This window comes from Embleya sp. NPDC059237 (assembly GCF_042754105.1).
Lineage (GTDB): Bacteria > Actinomycetota > Actinomycetes > Streptomycetales > Streptomycetaceae > Embleya.
In genome coordinates, this window is sequence record NZ_JBHZAE010000005.1 from 56,653 (window position 1) to 72,472 (window position 15,820).

Consider the following 15,820-nt stretch of genomic DNA (forward strand, 5'->3'; position numbering starts at 1 on the left):
GCCCGGGGCGCGGCTCAGCGGCGTGCCGCGTGGGCCTTGCCGCGCTGGGCGCCGAGGCCGGTGAGGCGGGCGACGGCGACGCCGATCGCGCCGGGGAGCAGGCCCGCCGCGACGAAGGCGACGATGCCGGCGCCCCACCAGGCGATCTCGAACAACACGCGCGGAAGCCCGGTCAGCGCATCGGCGTTGTTGGCGGCGGCGAACCGACCCCAGAGGAGGATCATCACGGTCGGTGCGGCCAATCCGACCAGGATCCGCACCGCCCACCCGGCGGTGAGTGTGAACCCCCAGTAGGCGGTGGCCGCGATGGCGGCCAACTCGGCCAGGAACAGAAACAACATCGCGGTCCAATAGAGCACGATCATGCGAGCCTCCCCGTGGCTTGCGAGAGCACCGCTCTCGCCTGAGAGCATCATTCTGCGTCCCATGCTCCAAGTCAAGAGCACTGCTCTCGTTTGCGAGCGCCGATCTCGATCGAATCGAGGCGCCGATGCCACTCGGGCCGAGGGGGGCGGGCGTGCCGCGCTGCGTGCCGTCGCTCGGGGATCATGCGTACGCCGTGCCGCGTCGCCGGGTGGGCGACGGGCACGGCGCGTGTGGGGCCGGGGGCTCTACTCGCCGGGGGTGTCGGGCCCCTGGGAGCGGACCCGCTCGACGTGCTCCAGCGAGTCGCGGAGATCGGTGAGCCACGTGTCGGTGTTGCGCTGCACCAGGCGCACGCACCAGGCCAGCGCGTCGCTGCGGCTGCGCGCGACGCCGCCCGCGACCAGGGTGTCCAGGACCTGGCGTTCGGGCTGGCGGAGCCGGGTCATCACGGGTACGGAGACGTTGGTGTAGAGGGCGCGGGTGCCGCCGCACTCGACGCCCCACGAGACCTTGCGGCCGAAGCGGCGTTCGGCCTCGCGGGCCACCGCCATGCGGTCCTCGCGGGTGCGCTCGCGGAACTCGGCGATCCGCCCGTCGAGCGCGGCCTCCCGCTCGTCGGCCGATACCTCCTCGGCGAGTTCCGGCTCGGGGATACGGCCGATGACGGTGATCTCCTCGCGGTCGACGATCACCTCGACCAGTGCGGTGAACAGGCCCTCCGGCAGGCGTCCGGTGAACCAGCCGCGCACTGCTTCCTGCTTCGTTGTAATCATGTAATCCAAGTTACGCCGATACGAAGGGAAGGCAAGAAGGTCCGCCCACAGCGGAATCCGAGGGGAGCGCGCGGCCCCGCGCCCGCCGGGACCAACCCGCCGGTGTGTCGACGACCCGTCCCGGTCGGATGGCAGACCCGGAAGGTAGCTTGGGCCGCATGACCATCGAGGGCGTTGCCACACGGGTACCGGTCGGGGTGGGCCGATGAATCGGCTCGGGCTGGTCGCGGTGGTGGTGCGGGACTACGACGAGGCGATCACGTTCTATACCGGCGCGCTCGGGTTCGACCTGCGCGAGGACACCCCGATGGCGGACGGGAAACGCTGGGTCGTGGTCGCCCCGCCCGGCACGGGACCGAACGAGGCGGCCGTACTGCTGGCCAGGGCGGTGGACGACGAGCAGCGCTCCCGGGTGGGGGACCAGACGGGCGGCCGGGTCGGACTGTTCCTGTACACCGACGACTTCGCGCGCGAACACGCCCGCATGCTGGCGGCGGGCGTGGTCTTCGAGGAGCCGCCGCGCCGGGAGAAGTACGGGATAGTGGCCGTCTTCCGCGACCTGTACGGAAACCGCTGGGACCTGATCGAACGTACGGGCCCGATCCGCTGAATACGGGGACGGGCGGCGAGCCGACCCGAACCCTCTGCGCCGCCTACTGCGCCAACGAGATGACCAACCACAGGAACCCCACACCCGCCACCGTGCACAGCAGCGTCGAGCCCGACGGGTGTGGGCTGTGCGCCTCGGGGAGGATGTCGGCCGTGGCGAGGTAGAGCAGGAAACCGGCGAAGAAACCCAGGTACAGGCCGAGCGCGTGCTCCGGGATGGTGAACGCCAGCGTGAGGGCCGCGCCTGCCACCGGCGCGAGGGCGTCCGCGCCCAGCAGGGTCAGGGCCCGGCGGCGGTCGTTGCCGTACATGCGGGTGACGGTGAACGTGTTGAAGCCGTCGGCGAAGTCGTGCGCCACCACCGCGATCGCCACCGTCGTACCGACGGTGGTGCCGGCCTGGAACGCCGCGCCGATCGCGAAGCCGTCCATCACGCTGTGCCCGACCAGCGCGATGCCGGCGGTCAGTCCGATGCCCTTGACCCGACCGTCGGTGCCCATGGTCGGGCCGTGGTGGTGGGCGTGCGGGGCGTACTCGCTCTCGTGGCCCCGGTGGATCGCCACCGAACGCTCGACCACGTGCAGCACGAGGAAGCCCAGGACGAACATCAGCAGCGCCTGGGGCACCCCGCCGATCCGCCCACCCGCCGCCGACAACGACTCGGGCAGCAGGTCGAACGCGACCACGCCGAGCATCAGTCCGGCGGCGAGGCCGAGTACGAGATGCCGACGATCGCCGATGCGCTGCGCCACCCAGCCGCCGAGCAGGGTCATCAGGAAGGCGCCGGCAGCGACCAGTACGGCGGTCACGCCCGTGCCTGCCCTGGCCTGCTCGGCTGCGTCCGGGACGGCGTCATCGAACCATCGTCGTCGAGCGGATGGGCGCCCGCGCTCGGGGCTGCGCCGTACGAGTGTGGATCGGCGACGCCCACGCGCCGATCGCCGGGTCCTGCGTTGCCCGTTCCCCTCGTGCCGCCCGCCCTGCAAGATGTCGGTTGATATTCCTGCACAGCCCTCGCCGTAGGAGTTGGAGGAATAGTGAGCCGAACCCTGCCCCGCCCCCGCGTGCGTTCCCGACGCCGGATGCCCGCGACGATCGTCGCCGCGGCCGCGCTGCTCCTGGTGTTCCTGGCGCCACCGGCCGCCGAGGCCCATCCGGACGGCCCCGGCGGCGAACCGGGGTGCGACCCGATCGACCCGGCGGCGTGTTTGTTGCCGTTCCCCAACGACTGGTACACGCAAGCCGATCGGCATACCGAGACCGGGCGGCGGGTCGCCTTCTCGGCGGCGATGATGCCGCACGGCGCCACCCCCGACGCGTGGAATCGCAACGACGGCTTCTCGCCCGGTTCGACGCTGACCACCCGGGTCCCCGGCGTCGACCTCGGCCGAAGCGGCGCGGCCCCGGTCACCGACGTCGGCGCCTCGCTCGCCCGCGACGCACCGATCGTCGTCCTGGACACCGACACCGGCGAACGGTGGCCGTACTGGGCCGAACTCGACGCCAACGCCGTCGATCCGACCCGGCAGGCGCTGCTGGTCCACCCCGCACGAAACTTCGTACCGGGCCACCACTACGTGGTCGGCCTGCGCAACCTGCGCGGCGTCGACGGTCGACTGCTCGCCACGCCCGAGGCGTTCGCCAAGGTCGCCGGCCGCACCCTCCCGCGCCGCGACCCCCTGGCGGCTCGCCAGGCGCGCCTGCGACCGGTCCTCGACCGGTTGGACCGGGCCGGTGTCGAGCGCCGTGACCTGTACCTGGCCTGGGACTTCACCGTCGCGAGTGAACACAACCTCACTGCGGGCATGTTGCGGATGCGCGACGACGCGTTCGGTCGACTCGGCGATCAGGCACCGCAGTTCACGGTGACGGGTGTCAAGAACACCACGCCGCAGGAGGATTCGCGGATCGCCCGCGAGGTCACCGGGACGGTCACCGTGCCCAGCTACCTCGACCGCCCCGGCGGGCCCACCGGTTCCACGCTCAATCTCGGGCGGGACGGGCTGCCGCGCCAACTGCCGGGCAACACCCAGCAGGCCCAGTTCCGTTGCGAGATTCCGCGCAGCGCGTTCGACACCCCGTCGCAGGCGTCGCTGTACGGTCACGGCCTGCTCGGCAGCAACAACGAGGTGGGCGGCGGCAACGTCAAGGCGATGGCCGCCGAGCACGGCATCACGTTCTGCGCGACCAAGTGGATCGGCATGGCCGACGAGGATCTGCCCACCGTCGCCCGGGCGTTGGCCGACCTCGGCAGCTTCGGCGCGGTGCCGGATCGCACCCGACAGGGGTTCCTCAACGCGCTGTTCCTCGGCCGGGAGATGATCCACGAGCGCGGCTTCAGCGCCGATCCGGCGTTTCGTACCGATGCCGGCCGACCGCTGATCGACACCTCCAAGGGGCTGGTCTTCGACGGCAACAGCCAGGGCGGCATCCTCGGCGGATCGTTGGTCGCGGTGTCGCGGGACATCAAGCGCGGGGTGCTCGGGGTGACCGGGATGAACTACGGCGTGCTGCTCAACCGCAGCTCCGACTTCGGGCCGTACGGACGGATCCTGGACGCGACCTATCCGGACAGGCTCGATCAGCAGGTGGTGCTTTCGTTGTTCCAGATGCTCTGGGACCGGGGCGAGACCAACGGCTACGCGAGCGGCCTCGGCCGGGGATCGTTGCCCGGTACGCCGCGCCACGACGTGCTGATGCAGATCGCGTTCGGCGACCACCAAGTCTCCACGGTGACCGCCGAGGTCGAGGCGCGCACGATCGGCGCGCGGATCCACGAGCCCGCGATCGCCCCCGGACGCAATCCGGACCGGGACCCGTACTGGGGGATCAGGCCGCTGCCGCACGGGCCGTACCGGGGCTCCGCGCTGGTGGTCTGGGACAGCGGTTCGCCCGCCCCGCCGGTGACCAATACGCCGCCGATCGGGCCCGAGTACGGCCGCGATCCGCACTCGGACCCGCGCAATTCGCCGGTGGCCCGGCAGCAGAAGGCGATCTTCCTGGCCACCGGGCGGGTCGTCGACGTGTGCGGCGGCGCGCCGTGCACGGCACCGGCCGGTTAGCGCCGGCCCGGGGCCTTCGCCGCTACCGTGGCGGCCGGGACCGAGTGGGGTTGCGCTGCCAGGGAGTACGACGTGAGTGATGCACAGGCCGACTACGCCGACTCCGTGGTGGCCGCGTGGTCGGCGGTGCTGCCGGACGTGGAGGCGTCCTCGGTCGGGTTCGTGGTGCGGATGCATCAGGCGATGATCGCGATGGAGGAGTTCGACCGGCGCAGCATCGGTGCGCTGGACCTGACCGCGCCGGAGTACATGGTGCTGGCCGTGCTGGCCACCCGGCCGGACGAACCTGGCCTGACGCTGCGGGAGTTGCGGCCGCTGGTGATGTACTCCTCGGGCGGTATGACGCACTGCGTGGACCGGCTCGCGCGCAAGGAGTTGGTCGAGCGCCGGCCCAACCCCGAGGACGGCCGCTCGGTGCTGGTCTGCCTCACCGAGGCGGGCCGGCGCTGTGCCCGGACGGCGATGCGGGCGCGGATCGACGCGCTCGACGGGCTCCTCGAGCCGATCGCGGGCGCGGACCGGGACGTGGTGGACCGGGCACTGCGCATCCTGGCGTCGACGCTCGGCGGGCGCTGACGCGAGGGCGGTCGTGCGCTCGGGCCTGACCGGGCAGTCGCCCGCGGCGCCGGCGGCGCGCCGATCCGCTCAGGCGTCGGCGGATTCCGGCTCGCCGCGGTGGCGGGCGCGGAAGGCGGCGGCCTTGGCCCGGTTGCCGCAGCCGCGCATGTCGCACCAGCGGCGGCTGCCGTGGCGTGAGGTGTCCACGTAGAGCCGGGTGCACAGCGGCGCCTCGCACTCCCTGATCCGGTCCACGTCCGGGCCGCCGAACAACGTGATCGCCGAGCGGGCGATCTCGGCCAGCACCGCCGCGAGGTCGCCGGTGCGCTCCACTCGGCCGTCCGCGGTCAGCGCCACCCGGACCGGCTCGCCGGCCGCGAGGCGGTTGAGCGTCGCGCGGTCGGGCCCGGCGTACCCCTGCGGTGTCTCGCGGGCCAGGGCCAGTCGGTACATCGCCTCGCGCAGTTCGATCGTGTCCGCGAGCCCGCGATCGTCCACCGTCGGAAGCGTGTCGACGAGGCCGGCCGCGACCGTCCAGGACGCGAGCGAGGTCGGTGTGTCGAGAAGGTCGCGCGCCTCGGTGCGGCGCGCCTGGACGGTGCCGATCAGGTCGAGTGCGACGTCGCCGCCGCTGAAGGTGTAGGCCACCCCGTCAGGATAACCCGTTTGACAGGTTAGCGTCGGACGGGCCAGGCTGAGTAACCGGATTGGGCAGTTATTCTCTTCGTCGATCGGGAGTGGGTCCCAGTGACCGTCGCAGACACCACCCAGGACAGCAGGCAGCACGTCGCTCCGGGCGGCCGGTCGGCACCGACGGCCGTCGGGCATCCGCCGGATCGGACCGGGTGGCGAGTCGGGCGACCCGGGCGGGAACGGCGAAGGGACGCGGCCGGGAAGGCGGTGCCGCCGCTGTTCGTGCTGCTGTGGAGCAGCGGGTTCATCGTCGCTGCGATCGGGGTGGACGCGGCGCCGCCGTTGTTGCTGATGTTCTTCCGGTTCGTGCTCGCCGGAGCGCTGCTCGCCGTGTTCGCCCTGGTCGTGCGGGCGCCGTGGCCGCGCGGTCGACGGCTCGGGCACGTGATGGTGGCCGGACTGCTGTTCCAGGCGGTCCAGTTCGGCGCGCTGTACACGGCGCTGTCGCTCGGCATGTCCGCCGCCGTGGCGGCCCTCGTCCAGGGGCTCAATCCGGTGCTGATCGCACTGTTGGCCGGGCGTGTCCTCGGCGAGCGGGTGAGCGTGCGGCAGTGGTTGGGCTTCGGCCTGGGCACGATCGGGGTCGTGCTCGCCGTCTCCGGTCCCGCCGGCACGTCGCTCCCGGCGCTGGTCCTGGCCGTGGTCGGGCTGCTCGGGCTCAGCGTGGGCACGGTGTACCAGAAGCGCTATGTGCAGGACGTCGACCTGCGCACCGGCACGGCCGTGCAGTTCCTGGTCAGCGCGCCGTTCATCGGCCTGGGATCGCTGCTGTTCGAGACGCCGCACATCGGCGCGTGGGGGCCGTTCCTCGGCACGCTCGCGTGGATGGTGCTGGTCAACTCGATCGGGGTGTTCACGCTGCTCAACCTGATGTTGCGGCGGTCCTCGGCCAGTCGGGTCGGCACGCTGTTCTTCCTGACGCCGGCCGCGACCGCGCTCCTCGCGTGGCTCCTGCTGGACCAGTCGTTGCGGGTGACCACGCTGGCCGGGATCGCGATCGGCGGCGTCGGGGTGTTGCTGGCGAATCGCGGCTGAGGAGCCGCGGGCCAGGGACCGCCGTTGGTCAGCCCAGCACGTCGGCGACCGCTCGGGTGACCTTCGGCCAGGCCGTCGAGAGCGGGTCGACCGGCTCGAAGTGGCCGATTCCCGGGAGTTCGCGCAGGTCTGCTCCCGAGACGGCTGCGAAGGTTCGGCTCAGCGCGATCGGGACCTGCTCGTCGGCGTCGCCGTGCAGCAGGATCAACCGGCGCCCGCCGACCCCACCCGCCGCCAGCCGGACCGGGTCGGTCTCGGCGAGCACGGGCTCGGAGTGGTCCGGCAGGAACTCGGCCGCCGCGCCGTCGTCCAGGTTCAGCTTCAGCGCCGCGTCCAGGTCCAGTACGCCGCCCAACGCGATCGCCCCCGCCAGGGCCGGCGGCGCGGACAGCCGACCCGGGCCACCCGCCGGCACCCGATCGCGGAGCGCGGCCCACACCGCGAGGTGCCCGCCGGCGGAGTGGCCGAGCAGCACCATCGGCTCCGGGACCTGCGCCGCCAGCAGATCGACGGCGGCGGCGACATCCTCGAACGTCCCGGGCCGGCCACCCCCCGGTTGCCCGGCCCGGCGATACTCGACGGTCGCGGCCGTGTACCCCTCGGCCGCCAACGCGACGCACATCGAGTACGTGTACCCCCGGTCGTACCGCGCCCGCCAATACCCCCCGTGCAACACCACGACAAGCCCACGCGACTCGCCCGCCGCCTGCCAGAGATCGACAACCTGCTCCACTCCCGCCCCGTACCGCAACGTACGATCCGGCCCGGCAGCCGACCGACCAAGAATGTCCCGCGAAGCGCTCATCCCGGCATTGTGCCGTTCCCGCCCCCCGGTCCTCCCTTCGCCCCGGCGTGTTCAGGGGGAAGTGGCCGCGGCATCCAGCAGTTCGTCGATGCCCGCGCGGACGCCGTCGGCGAGGGATTGGGCGTCGGGGACTGCGTCGAAGTCGGCGGTGATGCCGAAGGTGACGTGGTCCAGGTAGGAGAAGACGCCGACGCCGATGCGCATCGTGCTCGCGATCGGGACGTACGGGTAGAGCTCGCGCAGCGGGCGGCCCAGCATGTACAGCGGCACGCGCGGGCCCGGGACGTTGGTGGTGAGCGTCTGCAGGAAGCGCTGGGGGAAGCGCAGCGCGGTGCGCGAGCCGAGGGCCAGCAGGGTCGGCGCGGCGAAGTTGCCCAGATTGGTGAGGACATCGGCGCCGGCCGCCTGCCGGCTGCGTTTGAGGTCGTCCATCTGCTCGCGGATCGAGCGGAGCCGGGCCGCCGGATCGTCCTCGCCGACCGGCAGGTTCACCAGGATTGCGCTGAGCCGGTTGTTGAGCGTTTTGCGCTCGCGCGGCGCCCGCACCGACACCGGGACCAGCGAGCGGACCACCTGATCCGACGTCAACTCGCCCCGCCCCGCCAACAGATCGCGAAAGCCCCGGGTGATCGCGGTGAGGATCACGTCGTTGACGGTGCCGCCGAACTCCTTCCGGATCCGTTTGATCTCGGCGATCTCCGCATCGGCCCACACCCAGCGCCGATGCGGCCCGATCGAGCCGTTGAGCGAGCCGGCCGAGGTCTCCAGGAGCCGATGCGCGGTACCGGGCAGGCTGCGGGCCAGCGCCCGGACGATGTCGGTCAGTTCCGAGCCGCTGCGCATTTCCCGAGCCAGCGCCGGCACCGCCGCCAGGTGCTTGATCGGGGCCGCGACCGCGTCCCGCAGGCCGTCCGCGATCAGATCCGCGGTGCTCGGCGCGGGCTCCGGGAGCCACGGGTCGAGGTCCGCCGACTCGTCGGCCCCGGGCGGCTCCGGGTCCTTGCGCCAGTCGAGCAGGATCTGCAGCAGGTCGGTGCCGGCGATGCCGTCGATCAGGCAGTGGTGCACCTTGGAGATGATCGCCCAGCGGCCGTCGGCCAGGCCCTCCACCAGCCAGACCTCCCACAGCGGCTTGGTCAGGTCCAGCCGCTGCGCGAACAGCCGGCCGGCGAGGTTGCGCACCTGATCGGCGCCGCCCGGCGCGGGCACCGCGGTGTGCCGCACGTGGTAGAGGATCTGAAAGTGTTCGTCGTCCACCCACACCGGGCGGCCCAGATGCAGCGGCAGCGTGCGGACCCGCTGCCGGTAGCGCGGCACGTCCGGCAACTTCGAGACGAACAGTCGGATCACGTCGCCGTACGACGGGGCGGGCCCGTCGAAGATCAGCACGGATCCGACGTGCATCGGCACGTTCTCGTCCTCGACGAAGTAGAACCCGGCATCCATCGCGCTCAATCGGTCCATCCAGGCACCGTAGGTGCCTTCCGAGGCCCGGTCCAGATACCCGGCGAAACGTGATAAGCGGTGCCGGCTCCCGGGTCCGGCGGACAGCGGCGGGGATGGCGGCTAGAGTCCGGGCGGCACATATCGAGGGGGGAAACTCGCAGATGGGCACATCGGGTACAGGCATGCCGAAAATCGGATCCACGCGGCGGCATGCGGGGGTGATCGTGCCGGCGTTGGCGGTGGTGTTGACCCTGGCATTGGCGGGGTGCGACGGGGGCGGCAAGTCCGGCTCGCCGAAGCCCTCGCAGAGCGGCGGCGGGGCGGGCGCGGCCACCGCGTCGGGTTCGCCGACACCTTCCGCGCCGTCGTCCTCGTTGTCGCCGTCGCCGTCGGCGGCTGCGAAGAACTCCACGCCGACACCGTCGAAGGCACCCGCCACGCCGGCGGGCGACTCGGTCGGCACCGGGGGGAGCAAGAGCACGGGGTCGAGCGGCGGTTCGGCGGGGACGGGTTCGTCCGGTGGCTCCGGTACCTCCGGTACTACCGGCGGCAGCAGCACCGGCGGCGACGGGCCGGTCTACTACAAGAACTGCACCGCGGTTCGGGCCGCCGGCGCCGCGCCGATCCATCGCGGCGAACCCGGCTACGGCGCGCACCTGGACCGGGACGGGGATGGTACGGCCTGCGAATGAGTCGAATCGGCCGCCGTGGGGAGGGGGATGCCGGCGGCGGCCGGTCGGGCCGGCTACAGTCCTACGACAGTCGATCACGGGGGCGTGTGCAGCATGCGACGTACGAAGAAACGAATCTTCCGGGTCGGGACGGTCGCCGTCGCGGCGACCACGGCCGGCGTACTGGTCCTGACGGGATGCGGCGGTGGGAGCAAGTCGTCGAAGCGGCCGAAACCGCCGAAGCGCACGACGGTTTCCGTCCCGAGCGCGACCGCCACGAACCCCGGCACCGCGTTGCCGACCGCCACCCGATCCGGACCGACGGACACACCCGATCCCGCGCGCTTCACGAGTTCCGGATCGGCCACGACGGGAAACACGGGCGGTTCGGCCACGGGCGGCTCGTCCGGCGGTTCGACGGGCGGCTCGACCAGCGGGTCCAAGGGCGGCAGTTCGTCCGGCAGCGGCTCCAAGGGCGGTTCGTCCAGCGGTTCCAGGGGTGGTGGTTCACGCGGGGGCCGGTGACGGCTCGGCGTGACTCGGGAGCGCGAGCGGGGTGCCGGTCCGGCCCCCGTTCCGCCGCCCACCCGGCCCCTCGCCCGACCACCTGCGGATCGACCCGCCGACCGCCTTCGCGCCGAGTGGTCGAACACGGCAGGATGGCATCCAGCGTGGGGGCGGACGGGTGCAGGGCGGAAGGGCGATAGCGTGGCGAGTCGGCGGAGCACCGGCGTGCTGGGGACATGGGCCGAACTACAGCGGCAGCAACAGCGGCAGCGCGAGGCCGAGTTGCGCGCGCGGCAGCAGCAACAGCGGGCGGACGAGCGCAATCGCCGTGAGGCGCAGAAGGCCGCCGCCCGCGCGGACCGCGAGGCGCAGCGCGCCTACCAGCAGGCCCGCGAGGCCGAAGTGGCCCGACGGACCGCCGAGATCGAGGAGCGCGTCGCCGAACTCCAGGGCGTGCTCCGGGCCCGGCTGAGCGCGCCGGGGTTCCGGATCGACCGGTTGCGCGCCGCCGTGGAGATCCCGCCGTTCCAGCCGGGGGAGTTGGCCCGGCCGATCCCGATGCCCGATCCGGCGCGCTATCAGGTCGCCGCCCCGTCCGGCCTGGGCTCGTTCGCGCCCGGCGCGCACTCGCGCTATGAGCAGGACCGGGCGCAGGCACAGGCCCGCTACGAGCACGACCTGCGGGCCGCACAGGCCGCCGAATACGAGCGGCAGCAGCGATACAACGACTACCGCCGCCGGTTCGAGGAGTGGGCCAACGGTCAGCGGGCGCTCGCCGCGCAGCGCAACGAGCAGGTCGACGACCTGGTGCGGCGGCTCGCGGCGCGCGATCCGGAGGCGATCGAGGACTACTTCGAGGGGGTCCTGCTCGCCTCGCCGGACTGGCCGGAGGGCTTCTCCGACCAGTCGACGGTGGCCTTCGACGCCGCGCAGCGCCAACTCGTGGTCGACCACGAACTCCCGACCGTCGACGTGGTGCCGGCGGTGGCCCGGATGCGCTACGTCAAGACCGACGACCAGGAGAAGGAGGTCGCCCGCACGGCGACCGACCGGCGCACGATCCACCGCGACGTGCTCGCGCAGAGCGCGCTGCGGATACTCGCCGAACTGTTCTTCGCCGACCACGAGGGCATCCTCGACTCGGTGGTGCTGAACGGCTTCGTTCAGGCGATCGACCCGGCGACGGGCCGACCCGGGCGCACGTACCTGGTCACGGTGACCGCCCGCGCGCAGGACTTCCGGCACATCAGCCTGGACCGGGTGGACGCGGTCGCGTGCCTGGAGGCGATGGAGGGCACGCTGTCGACGCGCCCGGACCGGCCCACCCCGGTACGCACGACCCGGCTCGCGGACAGCGTCGCCTCGGCGCCGACGCCGGCGCCGGCGCCCACCCCCACGCTGCCCGCGCGGCCCGGGGCCGACGACGATCCGGACCTGTTCGTGATGGACCCGATCGAGTTCGAGAACCTGATCGCCGAGCTGTTCCAGCGCATGGGCATGGAGGTCGCGACCACCGCGCGCAGCGGCGACCAGGGCGTCGACGTGGTCGCGGTGGACCCGGACCCGATCCGCGGCGGCACGATCGTGGTGCAGGTCAAGCGCTACCGGCACACCGTCCCGCCGACCGCCGTGCGCGACCTGGCCGGGACCGTACAGCACCACGGCGCGAACAAGGGCCTGCTGGTCACCACGTCCCAATTCGGGCCCGGCAGCCACGAGTTCATCCGCAACAAGCCGCTGGGCCTGGTCACCGGGCCGGAGTTGGTCGGCCTGCTCGCCCGCCACGGCCTGCGCGGTCGGCTGGGTCCGGGCACCGGCACGGCCGCCGCGCCCGGCAGCCGGCTCCTGGTCCAGGTGGCCTGGGACGCGGGGACCGCGCCGCCGCTGGACCCGTGCGCGTTCGTATGCCGGCGCGGACGGGTGCTCGGCGACGAGCACTTCGTCTTCTTCAACAACCCGGCCAGTCCGGAAGGGGCGGTGCGGATCGGCGACGGGGTGGGCTTCCTGATCGACCTGGCCCTGCTGCCCCGCGAGGCCGACCGGCTGGTCCTGGCCGCCGCCGTCGACGAGGAACACGCCCCCGGCCGCGACCTGAGCACCCTGCGCGGCACCAAACTCACCCGCCTCGACCAGGCGAACGGCCGCAACCTCGGCACCAACCCGGTCCCGACCCGCCGCTCCGGCGAAACCGCCATGGTCCTCGGCGCCTTCGTCCGCACCGACACCGGCTGGACTTTCTCCCCCACCACAAACGGCTTCCGCAACGGCCTACTGGGCGTCGCGGAGTCACACGGCGTGGAGGTGGAGTAGGCCACGCCCGGCCCGGGTCGATCCGGCGTGCATGACGCTTCAGACGTCCAGCATGAGCCGAAGGTAGGTGCGGATCTCCTCCGCCTCCTTGTCGCCGACGCTGCCCAGCGGGCGCCCGATGAGACGCTGTTCGGAGATCGCCCGCACATCGTCGGTCCGGGCCCAGCTCGGACGGCGGAGGCCGGACTGTGGCGAGGACACCGGGACGTGATGGGGCAGGCCGCGGTCCTGCGTGGTCAGCGGCACGATGATCGCCATGGCGATGGGGAAGGACGCGTAGAACGGTGAGTTCACCACCACGACGGGACGGCGACCGGACTGCTCCGAGCCGATGACCGGCGCGAGGTCGGCCATCCAGACCTCCCACGGGGCGGCTTTCCGGCTCACTGCCCACCGCCCAGGCCGTCGCCGGCCAGGCCGTCCCACTCGCCGAGTTCGCTTTCGTAGCCCTTCCACGCGGCAGGGTCGGCCTCGAGCCGTGCATACGCGGCCAAGACCGCTGCCTTGCGGTGCTCGGTGAGCAGATGGGAAAGGGCGGCATTCAACGTGACGCCGCCGAGTTCGTCCGCGGCCAGGCGAGCCAGTTCGTCTCGTATGCCCGTCTCGACCTTGATCGTGGTGGAGGTCATACCGTCCAGTATACCTGGGAGTATGCGAGTGGGCTGTCGTTGCCCGTCGCGGGAGCGGTATCGGGCTGCTGAGGGGGGCGTCGTCCCTGCGGGGATGCGTCGTACCCGTCTGTCAGGATGATCGATGTGGCGACGAACGATCCTGGTGGGAGCAGCGGCGAGGACGGGCAGTTGGTGCTCGGGGTCGAGGGGGCGCGGCGGGCCGTGCGGGCTGCGCGGGGGCGCAAGCCGAAGGCGCCGGCTCAGGCCGAGCGGCTACCGGTGGCCAGGGTCGTCGTGGACAAGGGGCTCGTGCATCTGGATCGGTTGTTCGACTACTCGGTGCCGGCCAAGCTGGACGAGCAGGCCCAGCCCGGGGTGCGGGTGCGGGTGCGGTTCGGGGCCAAGGTCGTGGACGGGCGGCGGCGCGGTGGCGGGTTGATCGACGGGGTGATCGTCGAGCGGGCCGAGCGCAGCACGTACGCCGGGCCGCTGGCCCCGTTGGCGAGCGTGGTCTCGCCTGAGATCGTGCTCGCGCCGCCGATGGTCGAGCTGGCCCGGGCGGTGGCGGACCGGTACGCCGGCAGCCTCGCCGACGTCGTGCAGCTCGCGCTGCCGGCCCGGCACGCGCGCGCCGAGGCGGAGCCCTCGGGGGAGCCGTTGACACGGCCCGGGCCGCCCGCGCCCGGGCCGTGGTCGCGCTACCCGGCCGGCGTCGCGCACCTGGCCGCGCTCGCCGCGGGGGAGTCGCCGCGCACGGTGTGGGCCGCGCTGCCCGGACCGCACTGGCCGGACGAGATCGCCCGCGCGTTGGCCGCCACCCTGGCCGGAGGTCGGGGAGCGCTCGCGGTCGTCCCCGACGCCAAGGCCGTGGATCGGGTCGACGCGGCGTTGACCGCGCTGCTCGGTCCGGGCCGGCACGTCGCGCTGACCGCCGGACTGGGACCCGAGGAGCGCTACCGGCGCTGGCTCGCGGTCAACCGGGGCACGGTCCGCGCCGTCGTGGGCACCCGCGCGGCGATGTTCGCGCCGGTGGTGGAACTGGGCCTGGCCCTGGTCTGGAACGACGGCGACGACTCGCACGCCGACCAGAACGCGCCGCACCCCCACGTGCGCGAGGTACTGGCCATGCGCGCCGCCCGCGAGCACGCCGCGTTCACCGTCGGCGGGCACTCCACCACGGTCGAGGCCGCGCAACTGGTCCGCACCGGCTGGGCCCGGCCGCTGGACGCCGACCGCGCCGCCGTCCGCGCCGCCGCACCGCTCGTGCGCACCGTCGGCAGCGATTTCGACCTGGCCCGGGACGAGGCGGCGCGCGCGGCACGGTTGCCGAGCCTGGCCTGGGACGTGGCGCGCTCCGCGTTGCGCAGCGGTCCGGTCCTGGTCCAGGTGCCCCGACGCGGCTACCTGGTGCGCACGTCGTGTCAGCGCTGCCGGGAGCCGGCGCGCTGCGTGCACTGTTCGGGGCCGCTCGAACTGCCCTCCGGGGACGCGGTGTTGACCTGCGGTTGGTGTACCCGGCCGGCGCCGAACTGGCATTGCCGGGTGTGCGGCGGGGACCGCATCCGGGCGGGCGTGATCGGCGCGCGGCGGACCGCGGAGGAGTTGGGCCGCGCGTTCCCGACCGTGCCGGTGCGTACCTCCGGGCGGGACGCGATCCTGACCACCGTGCCGGATCTGCCCGCGCTGATCATCGCCACGCCCGGAGCCGAACCGGTCGCGCCGAGCGGCTACGCGGCGGCGCTGCTCCTGGACGGCTGGGCCCTGCTCACCCGGCCCGACCTGCGCGCCGGCGAGGAGGCGCTGCGCCGCTGGCTGGACGCGGCGAGCCTGGTCCGCCCGGCGGGGGAGGGCGGCACGCTGGTCGTGGTCGCCGAGTCCACGCTGCGCCCGGTGCAGGCGCTGGTGCGGTGGGACCCACAGGGGTACGCGCTGACCGAACTCGGCGAGCGGGCCGACCTGAACCTGCCGCCGGTTTCGCGGATGGCGTCGGTCACCGGGCCGCCCGCAGGGATCGCCGACTTCCTGGCGGTGTTGCGGCTGCCGGACGGGGTGGATGTACTGGGGCCCGTCCCGGTCGCCCCGACCGTCGCCCGCACCCCGCCGCCGGCGCCGACCAGGCCCGACCCCAGGGCCGCCGACACCCGCGCCGAACTCACCCGCGCCCTGTTCGGCACCACGCCGCCACCCCCCGCGGCGGCCCGGCCGGCGGCCGAACCGCCGCGCCACGAACGGGTCCTGCTCCGGATCGAACCCGGCCGCGGCGCGGAACTGGCACACGCGCTGAAGGCGGCACAGACGTTGCGTCTGGCCCGGGGGACCGCCGATCCGGTGCTGATCAGGGTCGATCCGCCGGACATCGGCTGACGCGGTCGGG

At 73.0% G+C, this 15,820-nt stretch carries 16 protein-coding genes; 7 read left to right on the plus strand and 9 right to left on the minus strand.

The features are described 5' to 3' along the window. Window positions 1-14 precede the first annotated feature (14 nt). Window positions 15-365 (minus strand): YrdB family protein, encoded by a 351-nt coding sequence (locus ACFXKZ_RS17435; protein ID WP_380001268.1) that lies wholly within the window; start codon window positions 363-365, stop codon window positions 15-17. A gap of 246 nt (window positions 366-611) precedes the next feature. Beyond that, window positions 612-1,139 carry a hypothetical protein gene (locus ACFXKZ_RS17440; RefSeq protein WP_380001270.1) on the minus strand — a complete coding sequence of 176 codons (528 nt, stop codon included), beginning with the start codon at window positions 1,137-1,139 and terminating at the stop codon, window positions 612-614. A 205-nt stretch (window positions 1,140-1,344) separates the two neighbouring features. Here ACFXKZ_RS17440 and ACFXKZ_RS17445 point away from each other — a divergent pair, with 205 nt between their 5' ends. After that, the gene (locus ACFXKZ_RS17445; protein WP_380001272.1) at window positions 1,345-1,749 is read left to right on the plus strand and encodes a VOC family protein; all 405 of its coding nucleotides are present in this window, start codon (window positions 1,345-1,347) and stop codon (window positions 1,747-1,749) included. 43 nt (window positions 1,750-1,792) lie between these two features. On the opposite strand, the gene ACFXKZ_RS17450 is transcribed toward ACFXKZ_RS17445, so the two are convergent. Further along, window positions 1,793-2,521 carry a ZIP family metal transporter gene (locus tag ACFXKZ_RS17450; RefSeq protein WP_380002047.1) on the minus strand — a complete coding sequence of 243 codons (729 nt, stop codon included), beginning with the start codon at window positions 2,519-2,521 and terminating at the stop codon, window positions 1,793-1,795. A gap of 309 nt (window positions 2,522-2,830) precedes the next feature. Between ACFXKZ_RS17450 and ACFXKZ_RS17455 the strand changes: the two genes are divergently transcribed. Beyond that, the gene (locus ACFXKZ_RS17455; protein WP_380001274.1) at window positions 2,831-4,810 is read left to right on the plus strand and encodes a hypothetical protein; all 1,980 of its coding nucleotides are present in this window, start codon (window positions 2,831-2,833) and stop codon (window positions 4,808-4,810) included. 72 nt (window positions 4,811-4,882) lie between these two features. Continuing rightward, the gene (locus tag ACFXKZ_RS17460; RefSeq protein ID WP_380001276.1) at window positions 4,883-5,386 is read left to right on the plus strand and encodes a MarR family winged helix-turn-helix transcriptional regulator; all 504 of its coding nucleotides are present in this window, start codon (window positions 4,883-4,885) and stop codon (window positions 5,384-5,386) included. Between the two features lie 69 nt (window positions 5,387-5,455). Here the strand turns inward: ACFXKZ_RS17460 and ACFXKZ_RS17465 are convergent, their stop codons facing one another. Then, entirely contained in the window at window positions 5,456-6,016 is a 561-nt protein-coding gene (locus tag ACFXKZ_RS17465) for a CGNR zinc finger domain-containing protein (RefSeq protein ID WP_380001278.1), read from the minus strand. A 99-nt stretch (window positions 6,017-6,115) separates the two neighbouring features. Here ACFXKZ_RS17465 and ACFXKZ_RS17470 point away from each other — a divergent pair, with 99 nt between their 5' ends. Then, window positions 6,116-7,096: a DMT family transporter gene (locus tag ACFXKZ_RS17470; RefSeq protein WP_380001280.1), complete on the plus strand. Its 981-nt coding sequence runs from the start codon at window positions 6,116-6,118 to the stop codon at window positions 7,094-7,096. 28 nt (window positions 7,097-7,124) lie between these two features. Here ACFXKZ_RS17470 and ACFXKZ_RS17475 read toward each other — a convergent pair whose 3' ends face one another. Both ACFXKZ_RS17475 and ACFXKZ_RS17480 read right to left on the minus strand, forming a co-directional pair. Continuing rightward, window positions 7,125-7,829: an alpha/beta hydrolase gene (locus tag ACFXKZ_RS17475; protein ID WP_380001282.1), complete on the minus strand. Its 705-nt coding sequence runs from the start codon at window positions 7,827-7,829 to the stop codon at window positions 7,125-7,127. A 123-nt stretch (window positions 7,830-7,952) separates the two neighbouring features. Further along, the gene (locus ACFXKZ_RS17480; protein WP_380001284.1) at window positions 7,953-9,365 is read right to left on the minus strand and encodes a wax ester/triacylglycerol synthase family O-acyltransferase; all 1,413 of its coding nucleotides are present in this window, start codon (window positions 9,363-9,365) and stop codon (window positions 7,953-7,955) included. Window positions 9,366-9,529: 164 nt separating this feature from the next. Here ACFXKZ_RS17480 and ACFXKZ_RS17485 point away from each other — a divergent pair, with 164 nt between their 5' ends. Beyond that, entirely contained in the window at window positions 9,530-10,039 is a 510-nt protein-coding gene (locus ACFXKZ_RS17485) for an excalibur calcium-binding domain-containing protein (RefSeq protein ID WP_380001286.1), read from the plus strand. Between the two features lie 74 nt (window positions 10,040-10,113). Here ACFXKZ_RS17485 and ACFXKZ_RS17490 read toward each other — a convergent pair whose 3' ends face one another. After that, entirely contained in the window at window positions 10,114-10,491 is a 378-nt protein-coding gene (locus ACFXKZ_RS17490) for a hypothetical protein (RefSeq protein ID WP_380001288.1), read from the minus strand. Between the two features lie 259 nt (window positions 10,492-10,750). On the opposite strand from ACFXKZ_RS17490, the gene ACFXKZ_RS17495 reads away from it, so the two are divergent. Beyond that, window positions 10,751-12,835: a restriction endonuclease gene (locus ACFXKZ_RS17495; RefSeq protein ID WP_380001290.1), complete on the plus strand. Its 2,085-nt coding sequence runs from the start codon at window positions 10,751-10,753 to the stop codon at window positions 12,833-12,835. A 39-nt stretch (window positions 12,836-12,874) separates the two neighbouring features. Here the strand turns inward: ACFXKZ_RS17495 and ACFXKZ_RS17500 are convergent, their stop codons facing one another. Continuing rightward, entirely contained in the window at window positions 12,875-13,189 is a 315-nt protein-coding gene (locus ACFXKZ_RS17500) for a type II toxin-antitoxin system PemK/MazF family toxin (protein WP_380001292.1), read from the minus strand. A 29-nt stretch (window positions 13,190-13,218) separates the two neighbouring features. Next, on the minus strand, window positions 13,219-13,464 hold the full coding sequence (locus ACFXKZ_RS17505; protein WP_380001294.1) for a hypothetical protein: 246 nt from the start codon (window positions 13,462-13,464) through the stop codon (window positions 13,219-13,221). 117 nt (window positions 13,465-13,581) lie between these two features. On the opposite strand from ACFXKZ_RS17505, the gene ACFXKZ_RS17510 reads away from it, so the two are divergent. Then, complete coding sequence (locus ACFXKZ_RS17510; RefSeq protein WP_380001296.1) at window positions 13,582-15,810, plus strand: primosomal protein N'; 2,229 nt, start codon at window positions 13,582-13,584, stop codon at window positions 15,808-15,810. The last annotated feature ends 10 nt before the right edge of the window (window positions 15,811-15,820 follow it).